General features: G+C 70.2%; 21 protein-coding genes and 1 tRNA gene. 8 read left to right on the forward strand and 14 right to left on the reverse strand.

Annotated features, from left to right (window positions below; all coding sequences use genetic code 11):
- Positions 1 to 184: 184 nt before the first annotated feature.
- The gene (locus OG568_RS31760; protein WP_329373906.1) at positions 185 to 616 is read left to right on the forward strand and encodes a hypothetical protein; all 432 of its coding nucleotides are present in this window, start codon (positions 185 to 187) and stop codon (positions 614 to 616) included.
- Positions 617 to 691: 75 nt separating this feature from the next.
- Positions 692 to 1,609 (forward strand): spermidine synthase, encoded by a 918-nt coding sequence (locus OG568_RS31765; RefSeq protein ID WP_329534015.1) that lies wholly within the window; start codon positions 692 to 694, stop codon positions 1,607 to 1,609.
- A gap of 130 nt (positions 1,610 to 1,739) precedes the next feature.
- Here OG568_RS31765 and OG568_RS31770 read toward each other — a convergent pair whose 3' ends face one another.
- Positions 1,740 to 2,267, reverse strand: a complete 528-nt coding sequence (locus tag OG568_RS31770; RefSeq protein WP_266421735.1) for a hypothetical protein — start codon at positions 2,265 to 2,267, stop codon at positions 1,740 to 1,742.
- A gap of 119 nt (positions 2,268 to 2,386) precedes the next feature.
- On the opposite strand from OG568_RS31770, the gene OG568_RS31775 reads away from it, so the two are divergent.
- The 3 genes from OG568_RS31775 (at position 2,387) to OG568_RS31785 (ending at position 6,104) form a co-directional block, all read left to right on the forward strand.
- The gene (locus OG568_RS31775) at positions 2,387 to 3,088 is read left to right on the forward strand and encodes a response regulator transcription factor (protein WP_266582624.1); all 702 of its coding nucleotides are present in this window, start codon (positions 2,387 to 2,389) and stop codon (positions 3,086 to 3,088) included.
- Positions 3,085 to 4,464 (forward strand): sensor histidine kinase, encoded by a 1,380-nt coding sequence (locus tag OG568_RS31780; protein WP_329534016.1) that lies wholly within the window; start codon positions 3,085 to 3,087, stop codon positions 4,462 to 4,464. The genes OG568_RS31775 and OG568_RS31780 overlap by 4 nt, the downstream gene beginning before the upstream one ends.
- A 158-nt stretch (positions 4,465 to 4,622) precedes the next feature.
- A complete protein-coding gene (locus tag OG568_RS31785; protein ID WP_329534017.1) occupies positions 4,623 to 6,104 on the forward strand; it encodes a glycoside hydrolase family 18 protein in 1,482 nt (493 codons plus the stop codon).
- Between the two features lie 17 nt (positions 6,105 to 6,121).
- On the opposite strand, the gene OG568_RS31790 is transcribed toward OG568_RS31785, so the two are convergent.
- The 4 genes from OG568_RS31790 to OG568_RS31805 all read right to left on the reverse strand — a co-directional run bounded on the left by OG568_RS31790 (position 6,122) and on the right by OG568_RS31805 (position 9,409).
- On the reverse strand, positions 6,122 to 6,853 hold the full coding sequence (locus OG568_RS31790) for a class I SAM-dependent methyltransferase (RefSeq protein WP_329534018.1): 732 nt from the start codon (positions 6,851 to 6,853) through the stop codon (positions 6,122 to 6,124).
- Positions 6,854 to 7,137: 284 nt separating this feature from the next.
- Entirely contained in the window at positions 7,138 to 8,166 is a 1,029-nt protein-coding gene (locus tag OG568_RS31795) for a hypothetical protein (RefSeq protein ID WP_329534019.1), read from the reverse strand.
- A gap of 152 nt (positions 8,167 to 8,318) precedes the next feature.
- Positions 8,319 to 8,516, reverse strand: coding sequence for a DUF397 domain-containing protein (locus OG568_RS31800; RefSeq protein WP_329534020.1), 198 nt, complete (start codon positions 8,514 to 8,516; stop codon positions 8,319 to 8,321).
- A gap of 11 nt (positions 8,517 to 8,527) precedes the next feature.
- Complete coding sequence (locus OG568_RS31805) at positions 8,528 to 9,409, reverse strand: helix-turn-helix domain-containing protein (protein WP_329534021.1); 882 nt, start codon at positions 9,407 to 9,409, stop codon at positions 8,528 to 8,530.
- A gap of 250 nt (positions 9,410 to 9,659) precedes the next feature.
- Between OG568_RS31805 and OG568_RS31810 the strand changes: the two genes are divergently transcribed.
- A complete protein-coding gene (locus OG568_RS31810) occupies positions 9,660 to 10,082 on the forward strand; it encodes an ATP-binding protein (protein WP_329534022.1) in 423 nt (140 codons plus the stop codon).
- A 93-nt stretch (positions 10,083 to 10,175) separates the two neighbouring features.
- On the opposite strand, the gene OG568_RS31815 is transcribed toward OG568_RS31810, so the two are convergent.
- The 4 genes from OG568_RS31815 to OG568_RS31830 form a co-directional block, all read right to left on the reverse strand.
- Positions 10,176 to 11,612 (reverse strand): GH1 family beta-glucosidase, encoded by a 1,437-nt coding sequence (locus OG568_RS31815; RefSeq protein ID WP_329534023.1) that lies wholly within the window; start codon positions 11,610 to 11,612, stop codon positions 10,176 to 10,178.
- 162 nt (positions 11,613 to 11,774) lie between these two features.
- On the reverse strand, positions 11,775 to 12,683 hold the full coding sequence (locus tag OG568_RS31820) for a carbohydrate ABC transporter permease (RefSeq protein ID WP_067380947.1): 909 nt from the start codon (positions 12,681 to 12,683) through the stop codon (positions 11,775 to 11,777).
- A 12-nt stretch (positions 12,684 to 12,695) separates the two neighbouring features.
- Positions 12,696 to 13,721: a carbohydrate ABC transporter permease gene (locus OG568_RS31825; RefSeq protein WP_329536514.1), complete on the reverse strand. Its 1,026-nt coding sequence runs from the start codon at positions 13,719 to 13,721 to the stop codon at positions 12,696 to 12,698.
- A gap of 5 nt (positions 13,722 to 13,726) precedes the next feature.
- A complete protein-coding gene (locus OG568_RS31830; RefSeq protein WP_329534024.1) occupies positions 13,727 to 15,058 on the reverse strand; it encodes an ABC transporter substrate-binding protein in 1,332 nt (443 codons plus the stop codon).
- A gap of 430 nt (positions 15,059 to 15,488) precedes the next feature.
- On the opposite strand from OG568_RS31830, the gene OG568_RS31835 reads away from it, so the two are divergent.
- The gene (locus tag OG568_RS31835; protein WP_266413723.1) at positions 15,489 to 16,544 is read left to right on the forward strand and encodes a LacI family DNA-binding transcriptional regulator; all 1,056 of its coding nucleotides are present in this window, start codon (positions 15,489 to 15,491) and stop codon (positions 16,542 to 16,544) included.
- A 36-nt stretch (positions 16,545 to 16,580) separates the two neighbouring features.
- Positions 16,581 to 17,411, forward strand: a complete 831-nt coding sequence (locus tag OG568_RS31840; RefSeq protein WP_266413724.1) for a serine/threonine protein kinase — start codon at positions 16,581 to 16,583, stop codon at positions 17,409 to 17,411.
- A 2-nt stretch (positions 17,412 to 17,413) separates the two neighbouring features.
- On the opposite strand, the gene OG568_RS31845 is transcribed toward OG568_RS31840, so the two are convergent.
- The 5 genes from OG568_RS31845 to OG568_RS31865 all read right to left on the reverse strand — a co-directional run bounded on the left by OG568_RS31845 (position 17,414) and on the right by OG568_RS31865 (position 20,867).
- Positions 17,414 to 17,929, reverse strand: a complete 516-nt coding sequence (locus tag OG568_RS31845; protein ID WP_329534025.1) for a GNAT family N-acetyltransferase — start codon at positions 17,927 to 17,929, stop codon at positions 17,414 to 17,416.
- 185 nt (positions 17,930 to 18,114) lie between these two features.
- Positions 18,115 to 18,387, reverse strand: coding sequence for a hypothetical protein (locus OG568_RS31850; protein ID WP_266413726.1), 273 nt, complete (start codon positions 18,385 to 18,387; stop codon positions 18,115 to 18,117).
- Positions 18,388 to 18,721: 334 nt separating this feature from the next.
- Positions 18,722 to 18,794 (reverse strand) — tRNA-His (locus tag OG568_RS31855).
- 106 nt (positions 18,795 to 18,900) lie between these two features.
- Positions 18,901 to 19,503 (reverse strand): oligoribonuclease, encoded by a 603-nt coding sequence (orn, locus tag OG568_RS31860; protein ID WP_329534026.1) that lies wholly within the window; start codon positions 19,501 to 19,503, stop codon positions 18,901 to 18,903.
- 131 nt (positions 19,504 to 19,634) lie between these two features.
- Positions 19,635 to 20,867, reverse strand: coding sequence for a helix-turn-helix domain-containing protein (locus OG568_RS31865; RefSeq protein WP_266413728.1), 1,233 nt, complete (start codon positions 20,865 to 20,867; stop codon positions 19,635 to 19,637).
- Between the last annotated feature and the right edge of the window lie 127 nt (positions 20,868 to 20,994).

Here is a 20,994-nt window from a genome sequence, read left to right on the forward strand (position 1 = left end):
CGACACGCTGGGTTTGGCTACAAAACGGATATCTCATGCACGATCTGCCATGAACTGCCATCCTTTGTGGCTGTGTTACGCCGTAGCCGTTGACGTTCTGACGCGTTGAGCCCTGTGGACCGGGAGCGCACCCGAACTCCCGACCCGCTCGTGCAGGAGGAGGGGTTCCGTGTTGGAGGCCGGGATGGAGAGCACCGAGTTTCGTACGCCGCTGTCGACCGCCGAGCACAGGCTGTCCCCCGAGTGCGGCGCCCCGCCGGAGCCGGTCGCCGACTGCGACCTCGTGACCGTTCCGGCGCGTCAGGGGCTGGAGGCGGTCGACATCCTCCGCCGCGGCTCCTGCGACTTCGTCGGACCCGTCCTGCACGACGACGGCTGCGACACCCTCGGCTTCCTGGTGCCGCCCGGCACCGCCGACGCCTGGGACGTGCCCGGCAGCACCTGCACCCAGACCAACGGCCGCGGCCTCAGCCTGGTGACCCCGGAGCCCCCGGTCGAGGGCTCGGACTGGCTGCTGCCGCCCGGTGACGCGGATCTCGCGACCGACCCGGCCGTGCTGCGGGCGGCGCTGGGTGAGGCGGCCCGGCTGATCGAGGCCGCGGACAACTGTTGCTGACGCGGTGATCACCGGCCGGTCGCCCGCACGGGCCGCCGCTGGCCCGACCTCCCCGTACGCCCTGATAATGGCGGGGTGGGAAGGTCGAGGAACAAGCGGTCCGACGACGCGCGGGGCGCGGCACGTGAAGCGTCGCGCGGTGCGCGCCGCGGGCAGGCGTCCGCCGACGCCGTCGTCGAGACGGTCGAGGGCGGCCTCGCCGAGCTGATACCCGACCGGGACCGCCCGCGCGCCTGGACCCTCCTCATCGACGGCGCGCCCCAGTCCCACGTCGACCTCGACGACCCCGCCCATCTGAGCTTCGAGTACCAGCGCCGCCTCGGCCACGTCATCGACCTCGTGGCCCCGCCCGGCAAGCCCGTGCACGCCGTCCACCTCGGCGGCGGCGCCTTCACCCTGGCCCGATACACCGCCGCGACCCGCCCCCGCTCCACCCAGCAGGTCGTCGAACGCGACGGGGCCCTCGTCCAACTGGTCCGCCGCGAACTCCCCCTGGACCCGAACGCCCGCATCCGGGTGCGCTCCCTGGACGCCCGTGAAGGCCTCGCCAAGGTCCCCGACGGCTGGGCGGACCTGGTGATCGCGGACGTGTTCAGCGGCGCCCGCACACCCGCCCACCTGACCTCGGTCGAGTTCCTCACCGACGTCCGCAGAACCGTCAAACCCGGTGGCCTGTACGCCGCCAACCTCGCCGACGGGCCCCCGCTGGCCCACCTGCGCGGCCAGATCGCCACCGCCGCCAGCGTCTTCCCCGAACTCGCCCTCATCGCCGACCCGACGGTCCTGCGCGGCAAACGCTTCGGCAACGCCGTCCTCGTGGCCTCCGACCACCCCCTGCCCCTGGCCGAACTGACCCGCCGCGCGGCCTCGGACCCCCACCCGGCCAGACTCGAACACGGCAAGCAGCTCGCCGACTTCACCGGCGGAGCGGTACCGGTGCTGGACGCGACAGCGGTGGCATCCCCGGCCCCGCCGGCTTCGGTGTTCCGCTGACCGAGGGAACTGCGAACCCAGGTGGACTGGGGCGCCCCGTAAGGGCCTCGGGGCTGTGACATATGCGGCTCCGCCGTGTGGGCGCGCCCAGCCACAACAAACCCGCACCCGACCCGCAAGGCCTGCGCAGCTAATACGTGCCGATCTCCACCCGCGGCGGCCCGTCGTGCCACGTACAGAACACCGACACCCGATCCGCCCCCGAAGTGAACTCCACCCGGATCCACGACTCCGTCTTCCACACCTGCATCGACCACCCCGCCCCCGGCGTCGCCGAGACGAGGGTCGCGGAGGTCGCGCCGAGATCGAACGCGGCCCGCCCCCCGTCGGTGTCGTAACTCTTGACCTGCCCCGCCGGCCCGGAGGCGGCCGGACTCGGGTCGGCGGAGGGCGACTTCGAGGGGGCCGCGGCCGCGGTCGGCCGAGGACTCGTCGTCGGTTTCGGGGCGGAGGGACTCGGGCTCGCCGACGCCCGACTCGTCGGCGAGACAAGCGGCTTCGTCTTCTGCGTCGTCGCCGTGCCCACCGTGATGGGCAGCGCGCGCGGCGGATCGTACGCCGTCCCCGTCATGACCGTGTGGACGCCCCACCACGACAGCGTGACCGCCGCGCCCGTGGCGAGCGACCAAGCCAGTACGTGTACGAATCCTCTGAGCATCGCGGGCCATACTGCCTCACCCGCCCCACGGGTGTCTCCCATGTCATCCGACAGGACGGCGGCCTGAGTTATCCACAGGCACCGGACCGGCATCGCACAGATGGCGTACGGTGCGGCGCATGGCAAGTGTGCTCGTGGTCGAGGACGACCAGTTCGTACGCAGCGCTCTCATCCGGCATCTGACCGAAGCCGCGCACACGGTGCGCAGTGTCGGCACCGCACTTGAGGCGCTGCGCGAGGTTGCCCATCACCCCTTCGACGTCGTCATCCTGGACCTCGGACTGCCCGATCTGGACGGGGCCGAGGCCCTGAAGATGCTGCGCGGAATCACCGACGTCCCGGTGATCATCGCCACCGCGCGGGACGACGAAGCGGAGATCGTCCGCCTGCTGAACGACGGGGCGGACGACTATCTGACCAAACCGTTCTCGGTCGAGCACCTGTCCGCGAGGATGGCCGCCGTCCTGCGCCGCTCGCGGGCGACGGGGGACGCGCCCGCCTCGCCGGTCATCCGGGTCGGCGGCCTGTCCATCGACCCGCTGCGCCGCCAGGCCGAGCTGGACGGCGCCCGACTGGACCTCACCCGCCGCGAGTTCGACCTGCTCGCGTTTCTCGCCGGCCGGCCGGGTGTGGTCGTCGCGCGCAAGGAACTGCTCGCCGAGGTGTGGCAGCAGTCGTACGGGGACGACCAGACCATCGACGTCCATCTGTCGTGGCTGCGCCGGAAACTGGGCGAGACGGCGGCGAGGCCGCGCTATCTGCACACGCTGCGCGGGGTCGGCGTGAAGCTGGAACCGCCGAGCTCGGAGCCGCCGCGATGAGGTGGGCACTGGTCAAGGTGTGCGTGGCGGTGACCACGATGGTCGTGGTGGCCTTCGCGGTCCCGCTGGGCCTCGTCATCAAGGAGATGGCCAGGGACCGCGCCTTCTCGAACGCCGAGCGGCAGGCCGCGGCCATCGCGCCCGCGCTGTCCATCACCACCGACCGGGAGCAGTTGGAGCGGGTCGTCGCCTCCGCCGGCTCGGACGACGGGATGGCCGTGCACATACCGGCGAGTGACGGCGCCAAGGCGGTCGACATCGGACGACAGCGCGCCGCGGCCAAGGACATCGCGACCACGCGCAGCATCGGCCGGGCCTCCACCGCGGAGGTCCCGGGCGGTTCCATCCTGCTCCAGCCCACCGCGCTGAGCTCAGGCGAGATCGCGGTCGTCGAGGTGTACGTCCCCGAGTCCGAGGTCAGCAACGGGGTCGGCACGGCCTGGGCGGTGCTCGCCGCGGTCGGGGTCGCGCTCATCATCGGCTCGGTCGCGGTCGCCGACCGGCTGGGAGTACGGATGGTGCAGCCGGCGCAGCGGCTGGTCGAGGGCGCGCATGAACTGGGGGAGGGGAAGCTCGGCGCGAGGGTGCCCGAGGAGGGGCCGACCGAACTGCGGCTGGCGGCGGTGGCGTTCAACTCGATGGCGGATCAGGTCGTACAGCTTCTGGCCAATGAGCGGGAGTTGGCCGCTGACCTCTCCCATCGTCTGCGCACCCCGCTGACCGTGCTACGGCTCAACACGGCCTCGCTCGGTGACGGGCCGGCCGCCGAGCAGACGCGGGCGGCGGTGGCGCAGTTGGAGCGGGAGGTCGACACGATCATCAGGACGGCCCGGGAGTCCAAGCCGCAGACGGCGGCGGTCATCGGCGCCGGGTGCGACGCGTCGGAGGTCGTCCGCGAGCGGATGGACTTCTGGTCGGCGCTCGCCGAGGACGAGGGGCGCAAGGTGCGGGTGGCGGGAGTGGACCGGCCCGTACGCATACCGGTCGCCCGGGCGGACCTCGTCGCCGCGCTCGACGCACTCCTCGGGAACGTGTTCCGGCACACCCTGGAGGGCACGGCCTTCGCGGTCGACGTGCACAACAGCGAGGACGCGGTGATCGTGCTGGTGTCGGACGCGGGCCCGGGCATCCTGGACCCGGAGGCGGCGATGGCGCGGGGGAAGGGCTCCGGCAACGACGGCTCGACCGGCCTCGGCCTGGACATCGTCCGCCGGCTCGCGGAGACGACGGGCGGGGACGTGCGGATCGGTTCGTCGGTGCTGGGCGGCACCGAGGTGCGGATATGGATCCAGCTGGACGGGCGGGCTCCGGTGCGGCGCGGGCACAGGGGATCGGTGCGGCGTCGTAGGCGGGGCATGGGTGTGAGCCGGGTGTGAAGCCCGGATTGGTCTCTACCTTTAACCGTCCCCCATGCCTTCCTTAAGCGCGCCATAACATCGCCAACGGGCGTCCTGATGAGGCGCTTTGCCCGATTCCGGATCGCTAGCGTGCTGCCGCACCCCACCCCAGTGAACCGAGAAGGCAGGCACACGCCATGAGCAGCACGCACCGGCGCAAGGTCAGTGGCAGGAACAAGGCGATAGGCGGGATCGTCGCCGCGGCCGTGGTCGGCGGTGGCGCCTTCCTGTTCTCGGGGACCGCGTTGGCGGCCGGCGTGGGCGCCGTGTACACCAAGACCAGTGACTGGTCGACGGGCTACACCGCGCAGTACGTCATCACCAACGACACCGGCCGGGCGAAGGGGGACTGGACGCTGGAGTTCGACCTGCCCTCGGGCGCCGAGCTCAGCTCTCTGTGGAACGGGACGTCGACGGTGAGCGGGCAGCACGTCACCGTGAAGCCGCCGTCGTGGGACAAGGACGGGCTGGCGGCCGGGGAGTCGGTCACCGTCGGCTTCGTCGTGAAAGGCACCGCGGATCCGAAGGGCTGTGTCATCGACGGCGCCAAGTGCTCGGTGGACGACGGCGCGACGCCGGAGCCGAGCGGCCGCCCGCCCCAGTCGCCGACCCCCACCCCCACTGCCACGCGGCCCCCCACACCGACCCCGACCCCCACGGCCACCCCCACCCCCACTCCCACCCCCACGCCCTCCGCCTCGGAGACCACCGGCAGTGGCACGACGACCGGCGCGGGCTTCGCGCCGTATGTCGACACCTCCCTCTACCCGGCCTTCGACCTGGTCGGCAGCGCCACGGCCACCGGTGTGAAGGACTACAACCTGGCCTTCATCACCGACGGCGGCGGCTGTACGCCGAAGTGGGGCGGGGTGACCGACCTCGCCAGTGACGGCGTGGCGTCGCAGATCGGCGCGCTGCGGGCGAAGGGCGGCGACGTCCGCGTGTCCTTCGGTGGAGCCTCGGGCTCGGAGCTGGCGACGACCTGTGCGTCGGCGGACGCGCTGGCGGCGGCGTACGGGAAGGCCGTGGACGCGTACGACCTGACCAAGGTCGACTTCGACATCGAGGGTGGCGCGCTGCCGAACACGGCCGCGAACACCAGCCGTGCGAAGGCGATCGCGAAGCTCCAGCGGCAACACCCGGACCTGGACGTGTCCTTCACCCTCCCGGTCATGCCCGAGGGCCTGACCCAGGACGGCGTGAACCTGCTCTCCGACGCCAAGTCGAACGGCGTGAAGATCTCCGCGGTCAACATCATGGCGATGGACTACGGCCCCGCGTACAGCGGCGACATGGGCACCTACGCCGAGCAGGCCGCCACCGCCACCCAGGCCCAGGTGAAGAGTGTTCTCGGGCTGTCGGACAGCGCGGCGTGGAAGTCCGTCGCCGTCACCCCGATGATCGGCGTCAACGACGTCGCCTCCGAGATCTTCAAGGTCGACGACGCGACCCAACTGGTCGACTTCGCCAAGTCGAAGGGCCTCGGCTGGCTCTCCATGTGGTCCGCCACCCGCGACAAGCAGTGCGCGGGCGGCGCGAAAAACTCCGCCGACGCGACCTGCAGCTCGACCGCGCAGGACGCGGGGGCGTTCTCGAAGGCGTTCGGCGCGTACAAGTAACCGATCCCGCTCGGGGGTTACCCGTCGCGGCGGAACAGGGCCGTCCAGAGGAAGGGCTCACCGAAGAGCGCGGACTCGGGCGGCTCGTCGCGCATGCGGCGCAGTTCGACCTCGGTCAGGTCAAAGAAGACCCAGCGCAGGGACTCGGGCGTGTAGGCGAGTCCGCCGTGCAGCGCGGACTGCTGGTAGAAGGCCTGATCGGGGAGTTCGGAACCCATCTCGCCGGCGGCGAAGCAGGTGAGGGCGAGATGGCCGCCCGGGGCGAGGACGCGATCGAGCAGGGCGAGGTAGCTGATACGGCGGTGCGGCGGCAGATGGTGGAAACAGCCCGAGTCGTAGATCAGGTCGTAAGGGCCGTCCAACTCGTCAGGGGTCAGCGCGAACGCGTCGCCGCAGTGGAAACGGATCGCGGCCCCGGCCTCGCGCGTACGGTCCTCGGCCCAGGCGATCGCCGCCGGGGACAGGTCGACCGCGTCCACCTGGAAGCCCGCGGCGGCCAGATGCAGGGCGTTGCGCCCCGGTCCGCAGCCCAGATCGAGGGCGCGGCCCGGGGCGATCAGGTTCTCGGCGAGGTATCCGACCAGGTTCTCGTCCGGCTTCGCGACGAAGAACGGTACGGGCCTGGAGCGGTCGGCGTAGAAGCCGTCCCACCAGGCGGCGCCGCCGCTCGTCCACCGGTCGGCCTCCGGCGCGAACAGGCCGTCCAGCAGCTTCAGCACATCGTCGATCGTGCGTATGTTCCGGTCCATCCGGTCCCCTTCCGCGATAGGGCGACGGTAGGGCCTAGCGGGCGCGAAAGGCCAGGTCAGGGCGGATGTGTGGAGGGGTGCGGAGGAGCGTGGAGGGTCCCTGCGGGAAGCGGAGCGAGAGGGCGCGCCCAGCCTCCGAGGGCATGGCCCGCGGCCGCCCACACGCCCTTGCCGGGCCGCCCCGGAGGCATTTCCGGAGCCGCCGGGGCACCTTTTTGAAGGTCGCTGCGATCAACGCCCCCCTGCGGACAACTGGTTGATCACCACGTCACAGGGCACCACACCTAGGGCCTCCCGGCTGCGACCGGCTGCAGGGCGCCCAGCACCCAGGGCACGTTCTCCTTCTTCGTGGTGATGAGTACGGGAGTCTCGCCGTCCCGGCACTCGATCACCAGCGTCCCGGCGCCGTAGTCGTCGCGGTCCGACCAGTAGGGCAGGCGTACGCGCTGGGGGACCAGGGTGGGCGGTACGGTTTGGCGGGCGAACGCGCCGGTCGGATCGGGTGTTCGGGCCAGCAGGCCGGGAGCGGCCACCAGATAGCCACCGCCGCTCTTGCCGTAGGGGACCTCGCCCACGATGCCGCCCAGGAAGCACTGTTCGGTGTCCGGGACGGTCGGTGTCACCTCGACGGTGTCGTCACCGCTCTGCCGCCGCCGGAGAACCAGGATGGCCACGACGCATCCGACCAGCACCAGGCCGGTGGCCCACGCGACGAACAGCAGCGCGGCCTTGACCCCGTGGGTCATTATGGGCGCGAGGGCACCGGCCCCCGCGAGGACGAGCGCGCCCGTCATCGAAACGGACACCTGCCAGGGGTAGCGCCGGGGAGAGACGGCGGAGATCCGGGCCCACCAGTACGTGCTCCCGAGGAAACCCGCGCCGAAGATGCCGAGGCCGAGACCCGCGGAGTAGTAGGGCTGGTAGCTGCCGCGCGGGTCGGCGTGCGTGTACTGGCGCCCGTCTCCGAAGTCGAGGTACCGGATCTTCCCCCGCCACTCGGTGACCTGGACCCGGGCCCCGGCCCAGGCGGTCGGGGACGCCGGACCGGTGGACCCCTCGATCCGGGCGCGGTCGCTCTTGCCGCCCGGCTCGGTGACGTACAGCCAGTACGCCGCCGACCTGGTCCCATTTACCGGCTCGGTACGGTCGATCCGTGCCGTCACGGTACGCAGGCAGTCCTCGGAGCCGGTCGAGGCCGTCCGCTCCGGACAGGCGACCGCGGCCCTGAAGTCCCGCTCCTCGTGCAGGGCGCCGCGCATGGGCCCGAGCAGCAGCCACACCGCGACGAGTACGAGAGAGCCGGCGAACGCCAAGAGCCCGAGGAACCTGGGGCGGCTCTTCCTGAGCGGTCGATCGTCGGCTCTTCCAGGTAACGAAGTGTCGTGTACGGGCGTCACCGGTTCATTCTCCGCCGTCGCTCACGGGGCCGACCGTGCGCCGGGCGACAAGGACGCGTTAAGGATCGTCAACGCCGTTCGGTCAGACCTGACTTGAGGACCTTGAGCAGTCCGGCCAGGGCGTGGGGTGTGGTGGTGGCGACCTCGTTGGGCCGGTCGCTCTCGCGGAGGTGGATGTGTTCCGAGGTCGCGGCTGTCGCCAGCTCCACGCAGTTGCCTTCGCCGCCGCCGCTGAATGAGGACTTCTGCCAAGTGAGTCGGGCCATCGCGGTTCCTTTCAGAGGGCGTACATGACGTGCTGGATCAGGCTCAGTGAGTCGCGGGACTCATGAGTCTCCGGTGCCGACTGGGGATCGACAGGAGCAAGGGCCAGCTCGGAAAGTCGCTCGAACATTTTGGCGTACTCGTCGAGGTGCTTGCTATCGCCGAGGAAGAGGGAGTTCCGCGGGTGCTCCAGGTAGACCGTGTCCAACGCGTTCGCCACGCCTCCGAAGATGGCGAACGAACCGCTGTACGCGGAGTAGCCCCCGCCCTCGAACGGGAAGATCTGCACGGTCACATTGGGCAGTCGGGAGACCTCGATCAAGCGGAGGAGTTGCCTGCGCATGACCTGAGGGCCGCCGATCAGGGTGTGCAGCGCCGCTTCGTGGATGACTGACCGGTACGTCACGGCCGCATCGCCTTGTAGGACGCGCTGGCGGGCGAGGCGGAACTTGACGTAACGGTCGGCTCGTTGAGGGTCCTCCTCGGTTTCGCCGAGGACGGTGCGCGCGTATTCCTCCGTCTGGAGCATGCCGGGGATGAACAGCGGCTCGTGTGTGCGCAGTACGGCGGACCGTGACTCCAGCTCTGCCAGGTTCCGGGCGGTGGGGCCGATCGTGTCGTCGAACTCGTCCCACCAACCCTTCCCGCTCGCCTGGGCCATGCTCATGAGCTCGTCGAAGTGCGGTCCCGCTGGGCAGTCGTACGCGCGGAGCAACTTGTACAGCCGGTTGTGGGAGACATTGAGCCGCCCGGCCTCGATGTGACTGACCCGAGTGCGCTCGCCCTCCAGCAACGCGGCGGCGTCGTCGGTCGACATGTGTGCGCGTAGCCGGAGTTTGCGCAGCTCCGCGCCCAGACGTCGTTGACGTTCGCTGGGGCTGCTCCGTGGTGGCATGTTCCCTCCCTCTGAACCGTGCGCAGTGTGCCGCGATCACGGGAGCGGCGTCGACCCGTTACTTCCGATGTCACCCACATGGGTCGTAAGTGGCGTTCACGATTGAACTCAACTCACGGCTGACCGTACCGTCAGAGACGAACCACCCCCCGCGCCCCGAGGAAGTACCCCCACCCTCACCCCAGTTGAGGCCCCGGACCTGGTCACCACGTGCGCGCGCCCCCACCCACCCACACCCGAAGGAGCCCTCATGGAGGACCCCCCACACCCCCTCCCCGCCCCCACCGACGTCTCCCTCGTCTTCCCGCCCCACCCCGTCTGGGTCCGCGCCGCCCGCGAAACCGTCCGTACTCTCCTCGCCGCCTCCCACCGCCCCGAACTCACCGACACCGCGGTGCTGCTGACCTCGGAAGCCGTCACCAACGCCATCAACGCCTGCGCCGGCAAGGACAGCACCACCCCCTTGACCCTCTACGCCGGCTGGACCGACCCCCACCGCCTCCGCGTCCTCGTGCACGACGAGGCCCCGGGCCTGCCCACCTGCCACACGCCCGGCCCCGACGCCGAAGAAGGCCGCGGCATACAGCTCATCTCGTACGGCTCCGACGCCTGGGGCGTGTGCACGCACGGGCCGGGGCCGGGCAAGGCCACCTGGTTCGAGCTCGGGCGTTGATCGGGCGTCACGCGCACGTGATACGCGTCGGGGCGCGGCACCCCCCCAGGCGCCGCGCCCCTCCCCCGCCCCCGGACAAAGGAACCGAACGACCTACTCGGCGTCGACCGACGTCGCCGGCGGCAGCGACCCCGTCCGTGCCACCTGCCCGTACCAGTGCGCGCTGGACTTGGGCGTACGGCTCAAGGTCGCGTAGTCGACGTACACCGCCCCGAACCGCTTCCCGTAGCCGTACGCCCACTCGAAGTTGTCCATCAGGGACCAGAGGTAGTAGCCCCGTACGTCCGCGCCGTCGGCGATCGCACCGCGGACCGCCGCCAGGTGGCCGTGCAGGTACGCGATGCGCTCGGGGTCGTGGACGCGGCCCTCCGGGTCCGGCTTGTCGTCGTAGGCCGCGCCGTTCTCCGTGATGTACAGCGGCAGGCCCGGGACCTCCCGCGAGTAGCGCATGATCAGGTCGTGCAGGCCGGTCGGGTCGATCGTCCAGCCCATCTCCGTACGCTCGCCGGGAGTCTGGTGGAACGCGACACCGTCCGCACCCGGCCACGGCGAGTAGGCACTCGCTCCGTGGCCGTCCGGGCGAGGGCCGTCGGACGATTCCGAAGCCGCCGACACCAGCGTCGGGGTGTAGTAGTTCAACCCCAGCGCGTCGAGCGGCTGCTTGATCACCGCGAGGTCGCCGTCCAGGACGTACGACCAGTCCGTGATCGAGGAGGTCTCCGCGAACAGGCCCTCCGGGTAGGCGCCGTGCAGCATCGGACCGTGGAAGACGCCGTTGGCCAGGTTGTCGATGCGCCGTACCGCCGCCAGATCCGCCGGTGACGGTGAAAGGGGCCTGACCACCGACGAGTTCAGGCTGACCGCGACCGTGTTGCGGGCCGGCATCGCGGACCTCAGCGCGGTGGTGCCCAGACCGTGCGCCAGGTTCAGATGGTGGGCCGCCTTGAGCGACGCCGCCGCGTCCGTACGGCCCGGCGCGTGCACACCCGAGCCGTAGCCCAGGAACGCGCTGCACCAGGGCTCGTTGAGGGTGATCCACTGCTCGACACGGTCGCCCAACGCCTCGCCCACGATCTGCGCGTACTCCGCGAAACGGAACGCCGTGTCGCGCTCCGGCCAGCCACCCGCGTCCTCCAGCTCCTGCGGGAGGTCCCAGTGGTAGAGCGTGATGGCCGGCTTGATGCCGTGCGAGAGCAGCTCGTCGACGAGGTTGCGGTAGAAGTCCAGGCCCCGCTGGACCGCGGGGCCGCGACCCGTCGGCTGCACCCGGGACCAGGAGATCGAGAAGCGGTACGCGGACAGGCCAAGCTCCGCCATCAGGGCCACGTCGTCGCGGTAGCGGTGGTAGTGGTCGACAGCGATGTCACCGGTCTCGCCACCGGCCGTCTTGCCCGGCGTGTGGCTGAAGGTGTCCCAGATGGAGGGCGTACGGCCGTCCTCCCGTACCGCCCCCTCGATCTGGTACGCGGAGGTCGCCGCGCCCCAGAGGAAGGCGGGGGGAAAGGTCACGGGCGATGCGGACTCAGGCATGGAAGCGCTCCCATAGGAGGTCGTGGAGACCGACGGAAATGAAGAGGGCGAGGGAAGAGGGGAGAAGAGAAGAGGGGAGGGGAGGGGAGGGGAGGGAAGAGAGGGGGAGGAGGGGCCATGGCCGTGGTGGCCCGGCCCCTCTATCCCGCCGGCGGAAAGAGGTCAGCCCTTGACGGCGCCCTGCATGATGCCGCCGACGATCTGCTTGCCGAACAGGGCGAAGACGAAGAGCAGCGGCAGCGTGCCGAGCAGTGCGCCCGCCATGATCAGGGACTGGTCGGGGGTGAAGCCGCGGCCGAGGCCCGCGACCGCGACCTGCACGGTCGGGTTGCCGGTCTGGGTGAGCACCAGGAACGGCCACAGGAAGTCGTTCCACGTCTGCACGAACACCAGCATGCCGAGCACCGCCATGGCGGGCCGGGCGGCCGGGAACACCACGTGCCAGATCACCCGCCAGCTGCTCGCGCCGTCGACACGGGCCGCCTCGATCAGCTCGTCCGGCAGCGCCTGGATCAGGTACTGCCGCATGAAGAACACCCCGAACGCGCTCACCAGCGACGGGAAGATCACCGCCTGCAGCTGGTCGGTCCAGTCGAGCTTGGCGACCATCATGTAGAGCGGGATCACGCTGAGCTGCGGCGGCACCATCATCGTGCCGACGACGATCAGCATCAGGGCGCCCCGGCCCTTGAAACGCAGCTTGGCGAAGGCGAATCCGGCGAGCGTGGACAGGAAGACCACGGTCACCGCCGAAACACCCGCCACGAACGTGGTGTTGACGAAGGCCTCGCCCAGATTGGCCTCCGTCCAGGCGACGTCGAGATTGTGGAAGAGGTTCGAGCCGAACCAGAAGGGCGGCGGGGACTGCGCCAGCCGGTTGGTGTCGCGGGAGGCGGCGATCGCGGTCCACACCAGCGGGCCCAGCGAGCCGATCGTGAACAGCGCGAGGATGACGTACGCGAGGGGTCCCGCGTGCATCTGTCCGCCCGCGCGTGCCGACTTGGGGCGTCGCAGACGTTTCGGCGGTTCGGGTACCGCGTCCGCCGGGGGTTTCGTCAGGGTCGTCGTCACGGCCGGTTCTCCTTAACTACTGGCGCGCAGCCGGCGCGAGATGACGTAATTGACGATCCCGATCACGATGAGGATCAGGAACATCGTCCAGGCGATCGCGGAGGCGCGGCCCAGGTGCTGGTTCACCCAGCCCTGCTCGTAGAGGTACAGGCCGAGTGTCTGGAACTGGTGCTCGGCACCGCCGGACGCGCCCTTGTTGGCGTCGAACAGCAGTGGCTCGCCGAAGACCTGACTCGCTCCGATGGTCGAGACGACGACGGTGAACAGGATCGTCGGCCGCAGCGACGGCAGGGTCACATGGAGGAACTGCTGCCAGCGGTTGGCCCCGTCGAGGGCCGCCGACTCGTACAGGTCGTGCGGGATCGCCTGCATCGCCGCCAGGTAGATCAGCGCGTTGTAGCCGGTCCAGCGCCAGATGACGATCGTCGAGACGGCGATCTGGGAGGGCCACTTGTCGTTCTGCCAGTCGATCTTGTCGAAACCGATGGCGTGCAGCGCCCAGTTGATCATGCCGTAGTCGCGGCCGAAGAGCAGCACGAACACGAGCGAGGCGGAGGCGATCGACGTCGCGTACGGCGCGAGCATCATGACCCGGTAGAAGATCGAGCCGCGCAGCCTGTAGTTGAGGATGTGGGCGAGGCCCATCGCCATCAGCAGCTGCGGGACGGTCGAGATGATCCCGATGGTCAGGGTGTTCTTCGCCGCGTTCCAGAAGAAGTCGTCGTCGAAGATGCGGGTGTAGTTGCGCAGGCCCGCCCACTGCATGTCGGTGGGCGCCGTCAGCTCCACCGTGTGCAGCGAGGCCCAGCCCGTGTAGATCAGCGGGAACAGGCCGAACGCGAGGAACAGCAGGAAGAACGGTGAGACGAACGCGTACGGGCTCCACCGCAGGTCCCGCTGCCAGCGGCGGGACAACCGGGCCCGGCGCCGCCGGTCCTTCTCGTCGGGCGCGGCGGATACGGCGTCGGCGGGCGGACGGCCCGGGGCCGCGCCCCCCTCCTCGGCGGGGGGCGCGGCGGTGTCGTGCCGGGTGGCCATACCGGTCACTTCTCCAGGTTGTTGTCGATGGTCTTGGTGGCCGTGTTCCAGGCCTCCGCGGCCGACTTGCCCTTCGTGACGAGGATGACGCCGTTGTCGGTCAGACCCTGCTGGATGATCTGGTCCTTCGGGCCGATCACCTGGGTCGGGATGGCCTTGGCGGCCTCGGCGAAGACCTTGCCGATCGGTGTGTCACCGGTCATCGTGTTCTTCGCGTCGGTCACCTGGGGCAGGCTGTAGGCACCGGGTGCGCTCGGGAAGCTGCCCTGCACGTTGAACAGCTTGGCCTGCTGGGCGGGCGCGGTCAGCCAGGTGACCAGCTTCTCGGCCTCCGTGACGTGCTTGCCGCTCTTGGGCACGGTCAGGAAGGTGCCGCCCCAGTTGCCGGACTTGGGCGCGGCGGCCACGTCCCACTTGCCCGCGGCGTCCGGCTTCGACTTGCCCTTGAGGTAGCCGAGCATCCACGGCGGGCAGGCCACCGCGGCGAACTTGCTGTTGGCGATCGTCGTGTCCCAGGCCGGCTGGAACTGCGTCTGCGCGCCGACCAGCCCCTCCGAGGCGGCCTTCGCGGTCAGGTCGAAGGCGCTCTTGATGGCCGGGTTCGTCTTGTAGATGACCTTGCCGGAGGAGTCGTAGAACTTCTCCTGCTCACTGCTGATGACCGCGTTGAGCAGACCACCGGGGGAGTCCATGAAGGTGGTGCCGCTGGGCGCCTTCTTCTTGTACGTCTCGCCGGCGGCGACGAGCTTGCTCCAATCGCCCGCCCACAGCTGCCCGACCTTGTCGCGGTCGGTGGGCAGGCCGGCCTGCTGGAAGAGGTCCTTGCGGTAGCAGATCGCCATCGGGCCGATGTCGGTGCCGAGTCCGATCGTCTGGCCGTCCTGGGTGGTGGCCTGCTGCCACTTCCAGTCCAGCCAGTTGGTCTTGCTCACCCCCGAGACCTTGGACAGGTCGACGAGCTTGCTCGCCTGGGTCCCCACGACCTCGGCGATGTTGCCGACTTCGACGGCCTGCACGTCCTGCAGACCGCTGTTGGTGGTGAGGTGGTTGACGAGCGCCGGGTAGTAGTTCTCGTTGCGCTCGACGACGTTCTCGGCGATCTTGATGTTCGGGTTGAGCTTCTCGTACTCGGTGTAGAGACCGGCCTCCTTGAATCCCTGGGTGCCGAAGAGACCCAAGGTGATCGTGGTCTTGCCCTTGCCTCCGCCCGTGTCGCCGCTGCTCCCACCGCTGCTTCCACCACTGTCGTCGGCGCAGCCGGCCAGCAGCCCTGTGGTCAGCGCGGCGACGGCCGCGAGGGCCCCCAGACTGCGGGACCGACGGGTGATCGTGCGCATTGCGTCCTCCTGTTGCCTGACGTGCCGACCCCCCGGCCAACTGCACTGTTGGGCCCGTTGTTTCTCGCTGCGGCTCGGGCGGGGAACGTGCGGGATGTGTATGTGTCAGGTACCGTGGGAGCGCTCCCACAGGTGATGTGTTGAAGAGTCGTCGGTTCACGCGGGGGTGTCAAGGGAGCCGACGCGGAGAGATGCGTTCAGTTATCGGCCTGTTAGCTAACTCCGGGGGTGGCCGCGAGAGGGTTCGGCGGACGGTTGAAGTGGCTCGTGTCAGTGGGGTATTGGCCCCGGCGGGACGGTCGGCCGCGGCCCCTGGCCGGGATCGGCGCGCGACCTCGTCCACGTACGGGTTGCCGGGGTCACGGTGGTGATCGGGACTGTTAGATTCCAGGCCAGTCGCGGAGCGCGCGATGTCGACGGGAGGCGGACCATGGCAAGCCACGGAGCGCGGGGCCGGGGAGGCGGCCGGCCGACCTTGGAAGAGGTCGCGGCACGCGCGGGCGTGGGTCGCGGCACGGTCTCCCGGGTGATCAACGGCTCCCCGAGGGTCAGCGACGCGACCCGCGCGGCCGTCGAGGCGGCGGTCGCCGAACTCGGCTACGTCCCGAACACGGCGGCACGCGCCCTCGCCGCCAACCGCACGGACGCGATCGCCCTCGTCGTCCCCGAGCCCGAGACCCGCTTCTTCGCGGAACCCTACTTCTCGGACATGCTGCGCGGTGTCGGCGCGGAGCTCTCCGACACCGAGATGCAGCTGCTGCTGATCTTCGCGGGCAGCGACCGGGAGCGGCAGCGCCTCGCCCAGTATCTGGCCGCGCACCGCGTCGACGGCGTACTCCTCGTCTCCGTCCACGCCGACGACCCGCTGCCCGACCTCCTCTCCCAGCTGGAGATCCCGGCCGTGATCAGCGGTCGCCGCTCGGCGGACGAGACGCTGCCGTCCGTGGACTCCGACAACTACGGCGGAGGCCGCATGGCCGTCGAGCACCTGATCGCCCGGGGACGTCAGAGGATCGTCCACCTGGCGGGCCGTCTCGACGTCTTCGGTGCCCAGCGCCGTGTCGACGGCTACCGAGAGGGTCTGCGCGCGGCCGGACGCGAGGCGGACGACCGGCTGATCATCCCGGGCGACTTCACCGAGGAGGGCGGCCGGCGCGCGATGACCGAGTTGCTCGCCCGCTGCCCGGACCTGGACGCGGTGTTCGCGGGCTCGGACGTGATGGCGGCGGGCGCCCGCCAGGTCCTGCGCGAGGTGGGCCGCCGCATACCCGACGACGTGGCGCTCGTCGGGTACGACGACTCCGCCATCGCCCGCCACATGGACCCGCCCCTGACGAGCGTGCGCCAGCCGATCGAGGAGATGGGCCGCGCCATGATCGACCTCCTGCTCGGGGAGATCGCCGACCGCCGCCCCGCGGTCTCGCGCGGTCTGGAGAAGCGACAGGTCGTGCTGCCGTCCGAACTGGTGGTACGGGCCTCGTCCTGACGCGCGGAAAGGCTTCGATAGGGCAATCTGATCGGTATGGTCCTCCATCCGTTGCTCGGAGTCGATGAAGTGCCCGCCATGGAGCCCTACCTGGGCAGGGTGGGGGAGGTGTTCCAAGCGTTCCGGGAGCAGGACTCGGGATGCGTGTCGTACGGCGTCCGGCTGCTCGACGGGGCGCGCTGGTTCGTCAAGGAGGCGGTGACCGACCGCGGCCGGCGCTCGCTCGAACGGGCCTGGGCCTTCCACCGGGCCGTACGGCACCGGGCGATCGTCCCGCAGGTCCACCGCATCGCCGTGGGACGCGGCGGCGCGGCCGTGGTGATGCCCTGGCGGGAGGGCGAGGTGCTGTACCCGGCCATGCTGGGCGGACCGCGCGACCGTACGGGCCCGGGCACCCCCATGGCCCGCTTCCGCGCCCTGCCGACCTCCCTCGTCCTGGCCGCCTTCGAACGGGTGCTCGACGCCCATCTCGCGGTGGAGCTCGCCGGGCATGTCGCGGTCGACTTCTACGACGGCGCGCTGCTGTACGACTTCAGGGGCGACGTCGTCCATCTGGTCGACCTCGACGAGTACCGGCCGGGCCCGTTCGTGGTCGAGGAGGAACGCCTGCCGGGTTCGCGCCGGTTCATGGCCCCCGAGGAGTTCGTGTGCGGGGCCGTGATCGACACCCGTACGACCGTCTTCACCCTCGGCCGCACCGCCCGGCTCCTCCTGGACGCGGGGGACGAGGAACGTGCCTGGCGGGGCACCCCGGCTCAGCAGGCGGTGATCGTCCGGGCGACCCGGTCCGAACCCGAGGAACGCTTCGAGGACGTCCATCGGTTCGCCGACGCGTGGCGGGCCGCGGGTCGCTCGCACACCGGCTGAGGTCACCGCCGTAGCGGCAGCTCCCACCGGACTTCGCCGTCCTGGTACCGGTCGGTCGGGCTCAGCCCGGCCGTCGCGGCGACGGCCGCGGAGGCCCGGTGGGCGGGGTGGATGTGCGCGACGACCGTACGGACGCCGGGCTCCTCGCCCAATCGGCCGACCAGCTCCCGTGCCGCCTCCCCGGCGAACCCCCGCCCCTGCCAGGGCGTGCCCACCACCCAGGCGATCTCCGCGACCTCCCCGGTGACCGTCGCCTGGACCGTACCGACGAGACATCCCTCCTCGCGCGGCCGCAGCACCCAGTTGCACCAGACGGCGGCCGGGTCGGGGGAGCCCGCGACGAGACGTTCATAGCGTGAACGCAAGGCCTCGGGAGTGGCGGGTGCGCCGCCGATGAACGTGTGCAGCGCCGGGTCGGACAACACCTCGGCCATTTCCCCGGCGTGTTCGACGCGGAGGGGGAGGAGATCGAGGCGGGCGGTGCGCAGGGTGTGGGCGGGCAGGTGGGGTGGGGGCATTGGGTGAGCGTAGAGGGCACCCGGGGCGGTGCGCGCGGATCGGCTCGGTGACGTCGGTCCCACCCCATGGGCCAGGAACCGTGAACACTTAAGCGCTTAAGTGTTCACGGTTTCCCGGGAGGTACCCCCGGCGGCGGATTCACGAAGGCGTCCGCTGCCTTGAGAGCGGTGGACGGTCAGGGCGCTCAGACCGTCGGGACCGCGCCGGTGTTCCGCACCTCGGACAGCGCCCTCTTGATGGTGACCTTCGCGAAGTAGCCGGCGCCGAAGAAGATGCACTGGACGACGTACCAGAACTTCTCGGCACCGGTCATCTCGACCAGTCCGTACTCGCTCAGCGCCTTCTTCACCGGGACCTTCTGGAAGTAGGCGGCGCCGAAGTAGACGCAGCCCAGGACGTACCAGAACTTCTCCCAGGAGGTGTTGGTGCCCTGACCGAGGTACTGCCGCTCTGCCATGAAATTCTCTGCTTTCCGATGACCGTGTGGAGCCGGGGGGCCTGCCGATCCGGGCCCTCGCGAGCGGCCTCGGGGCAGCAGTCGGGCACAGGCACCGACGTCTGCTGGCATGCTCGAGCACGAGATGAGATGGCATGGGTGATGCGCACTTGGTCACGGCGCCGGTCGTCATGACGACCGGCTCCCCCCCGGACGCGCAAGCTGGAGTGTATAGGCAGCAGCCGTCGATCTTTCCCTCTCGCGAGCGAACTCAGTACAACTGTTCGGTCTCGGTGAGCCGGGTCACGAAAGAGCCCCCCATCCGCCTTCGCAGATGAGGGGCTCCCTCTCAGAGGGTGAGTGACGGGACTTGAACCCGCGACATCCTGGACCACAACCAGGTGCTCTACCAGCTGAGCTACACCCACCACGACCGGTCTTGGTTTCCCTGACCGGCCGAGAAAAAGTGTACAGGGTCCGAGGGGGTGCTCGCGCCAGGCTTTCTCCGGGGTCCCTCGGGGCCCCGGACATGCGTCATTCGGCGGGCAGTACGTGCTTCGCAGCGATGGTGCGGGCGGTGTCGGAGTCGGGGCCGGGCTGCGGGACGAAGATCGCCTCGCGGTAGTAGCGGAGCTCCGCGATGGATTCGCGGATGTCGGCGAGGGCGCGGTGGTTGCCGTTCTTCTCCGGGCTGTTGAAGTAGGCCCGGGGATACCAGCGGCGGGCCAGCTCCTTCACCGAGGAGACGTCCACGATGCGGTAGTGGAGGTAGTCCTCGAGGGCCGGCATGTCACGCGACAGGAAACCCCGGTCCGTGCCGACGGAGTTTCCGCACAGCGGGGCCTTGCCCGGCTCCTTGACGTGCTCACGCACGTAGGCGAGGACCTGTGCCTCGGCGTCGGCCAGGGTCGCGCCCTCGGCCAGTTCGTCGAGGAGGCCGGAGGCCGTGTGCATCTGGCGCACCACGTCCGGCATCGTCTCCAGCGTCCGCTCCGGAGGGCGGATCACGATGTCCACCCCTTCACCGAGCACATTCAGTTCCGAGTCGGTGACCAGCGCGGCCACCTCGATGAGTGCGTCGTCCGACAGCGAGAGCCCGGTCATCTCGCAGTCGATCCACACCATGCGATCGTTCATGGCCCTAACCCTACGGCGCGCTCCGGCGCACGGGCAGATCCGGGACGGCGGTGACCTGCGTGGTGGCCCGGTACGGCGGCGGCCCGGGACCCTCGTCGGGTCCCGGGCCGCCACCGTCTCGCGTCATCGCCTCAGGGCGCGCTGCGCTGCCCCGGCAGGCGCCCGGCCGCGTACAGCTCGGTGCCCGTCCTGCCCGGCTCCGTCGACAGGGACGTCGACGGGCCCAGGGAGGTGGCGGCCGCCGTGCGGCGGGTCTGCGGCGGCACCGGGTTCTCCTGGCTCAGGACGGGCGGTGGCCCGGCCTGGCCCGCGGCGGAGCCGTCCACGTCCGACGGCCGCTCCGACTGCGGCCTGCGCGCACGGTACGCCGCCCGGTACGCGGCCGGGGACGAGCCGAGCTGACGCCGGAAGTGACCCCGCAGCGCGACCGGTGAACGGAAGCCGCAGCGTCCGGCGACCTCGTCGACCGAGTAGTCGGAGGTCTCCAGCAGCCGCTGCGCCTGCAGTACGCGCTGAGTGATCAGCCACTGCAGGGGAGCGCTCCCCGTGAGCGAGCGGAACCGGCGGTCGAAGGTGCGGCGGCTCATGTACGCGCGTGCCGCCAGCGTCTCGACGTCGAACTGCTCGTGGAGGTGCTCCAGCGCCCAGGCGACGACCTCCGCGAGGGGGTCGGCGCCGATCTCCTCTGGTAAAGATCGATCGAGATAGCGCTCCTGACCGCCGCTCCGGCGCGGCGGCACGACAAGACGGCGGGCCAGCGCGCCGGCCGCCTCGTTGCCGTGGTCCGTCCGCACGATGTGCAGACAGAGATCGATTCCGGCCGCCGTACCCGCGGAGGTCAGCACGTCTCCGTCGTCCACGAAGAGTTCTCGTGGATCGACATGGACCGACGGGTAGCGTTTGGCCAGCGTCGGTGCGTACATCCAGTGGGTCGTCGCCGGTCGGCCGTCCAGCAGTCCGGCGGCGGCCAGCACGAAGGCGCCGGTGCACAGTCCGACTATGCGGGCTCCCTCCTCGTGCGCCCGGCGCAGCGCGTCGAGCGCCTCCTCCGGTGGCGGAGAGGTGATCGAACGCCAGGCCGGCACCACGACGGTGCCCGCCCGCGAGATCGCCTCCAGGCCATGCGGCGCGGTGAGTTCCAGGCCTCCTGTGGTCCGCAGTGGGCCCTCTTCGCCGCCGCACACCAGAAGTCGGTAGCGCGGCACGCCGGCGTCCTGGCGGTCAATCCCGAACACCGACAGCGGTATGGAACTCTCGAAGATGGGGCCGCCGCTGAACAGCAGCACCGCGACGATCTCCTTGCGGCGTCGCCCGGAAAGTTTCCGGGCCGCGGCTTCCGGCGCGGCAGTGGAGTCGTGGCTCATACTGCTAAGCCCCCCTCGGTGGTCGCGGCTCCTCGGTTGTGTCGCTCCTGCACGTTTCCCCTCGGTCCTGCACGAGTCCCCCGCCGTAAGACAGTCAAGATCGAATCTACTGTGTCCAGTGGCGCCA

The organism is Streptomyces sp. NBC_01450, assembly GCF_036227505.1.
In the GTDB taxonomy this organism is placed as follows: Bacteria; Actinomycetota; Actinomycetes; order Streptomycetales; family Streptomycetaceae; genus Streptomyces.

Bases quoted from the DNA above. Each gene is read 5' to 3' on its own strand.
- OG568_RS31850 (WP_266413726.1), bottom strand. From the start codon at position 18,387: ATGGCAGAGCGGCAGTACCTCGGTCAGGGCACCAACACCTCCTGGGAG.
- OG568_RS31770 (WP_266421735.1), bottom strand. From the start codon at position 2,267: ATGCTCAGAGGATTCGTACACGTACTGGCTTGGTCGCTCGCCACGGGC.
- OG568_RS31840 (WP_266413724.1), top strand. From the start codon at position 16,581: ATGGTCCTCCATCCGTTGCTCGGAGTCGATGAAGTGCCCGCCATGGAG.
- OG568_RS31845 (WP_329534025.1), bottom strand. From the start codon at position 17,929: ATGCCCCCACCCCACCTGCCCGCCCACACCCTGCGCACCGCCCGCCTC.
- orn (WP_329534026.1), bottom strand. From the start codon at position 19,503: ATGAACGATCGCATGGTGTGGATCGACTGCGAGATGACCGGGCTCTCG.
- OG568_RS31810 (WP_329534022.1), top strand. From the start codon at position 9,660: ATGGAGGACCCCCCACACCCCCTCCCCGCCCCCACCGACGTCTCCCTC.
- OG568_RS31830 (WP_329534024.1), bottom strand. From the start codon at position 15,058: ATGCGCACGATCACCCGTCGGTCCCGCAGTCTGGGGGCCCTCGCGGCC.
- OG568_RS31790 (WP_329534018.1), bottom strand. From the start codon at position 6,853: ATGGACCGGAACATACGCACGATCGACGATGTGCTGAAGCTGCTGGAC.
- OG568_RS31815 (WP_329534023.1), bottom strand. From the start codon at position 11,612: ATGCCTGAGTCCGCATCGCCCGTGACCTTTCCCCCCGCCTTCCTCTGG.
- OG568_RS31865 (WP_266413728.1), bottom strand. From the start codon at position 20,867: ATGAGCCACGACTCCACTGCCGCGCCGGAAGCCGCGGCCCGGAAACTT.
- OG568_RS31825 (WP_329536514.1), bottom strand. From the start codon at position 13,721: ATGGCCACCCGGCACGACACCGCCGCGCCCCCCGCCGAGGAGGGGGGC.
- OG568_RS31785 (WP_329534017.1), top strand. From the start codon at position 4,623: ATGAGCAGCACGCACCGGCGCAAGGTCAGTGGCAGGAACAAGGCGATA.
- OG568_RS31805 (WP_329534021.1), bottom strand. From the start codon at position 9,409: ATGCCACCACGGAGCAGCCCCAGCGAACGTCAACGACGTCTGGGCGCG.
- OG568_RS31760 (WP_329373906.1), top strand. From the start codon at position 185: ATGGAGAGCACCGAGTTTCGTACGCCGCTGTCGACCGCCGAGCACAGG.
- OG568_RS31780 (WP_329534016.1), top strand. From the start codon at position 3,085: ATGAGGTGGGCACTGGTCAAGGTGTGCGTGGCGGTGACCACGATGGTC.
- OG568_RS31800 (WP_329534020.1), bottom strand. From the start codon at position 8,516: ATGGCCCGACTCACTTGGCAGAAGTCCTCATTCAGCGGCGGCGGCGAA.
- OG568_RS31775 (WP_266582624.1), top strand. From the start codon at position 2,387: ATGGCAAGTGTGCTCGTGGTCGAGGACGACCAGTTCGTACGCAGCGCT.
- OG568_RS31835 (WP_266413723.1), top strand. From the start codon at position 15,489: ATGGCAAGCCACGGAGCGCGGGGCCGGGGAGGCGGCCGGCCGACCTTG.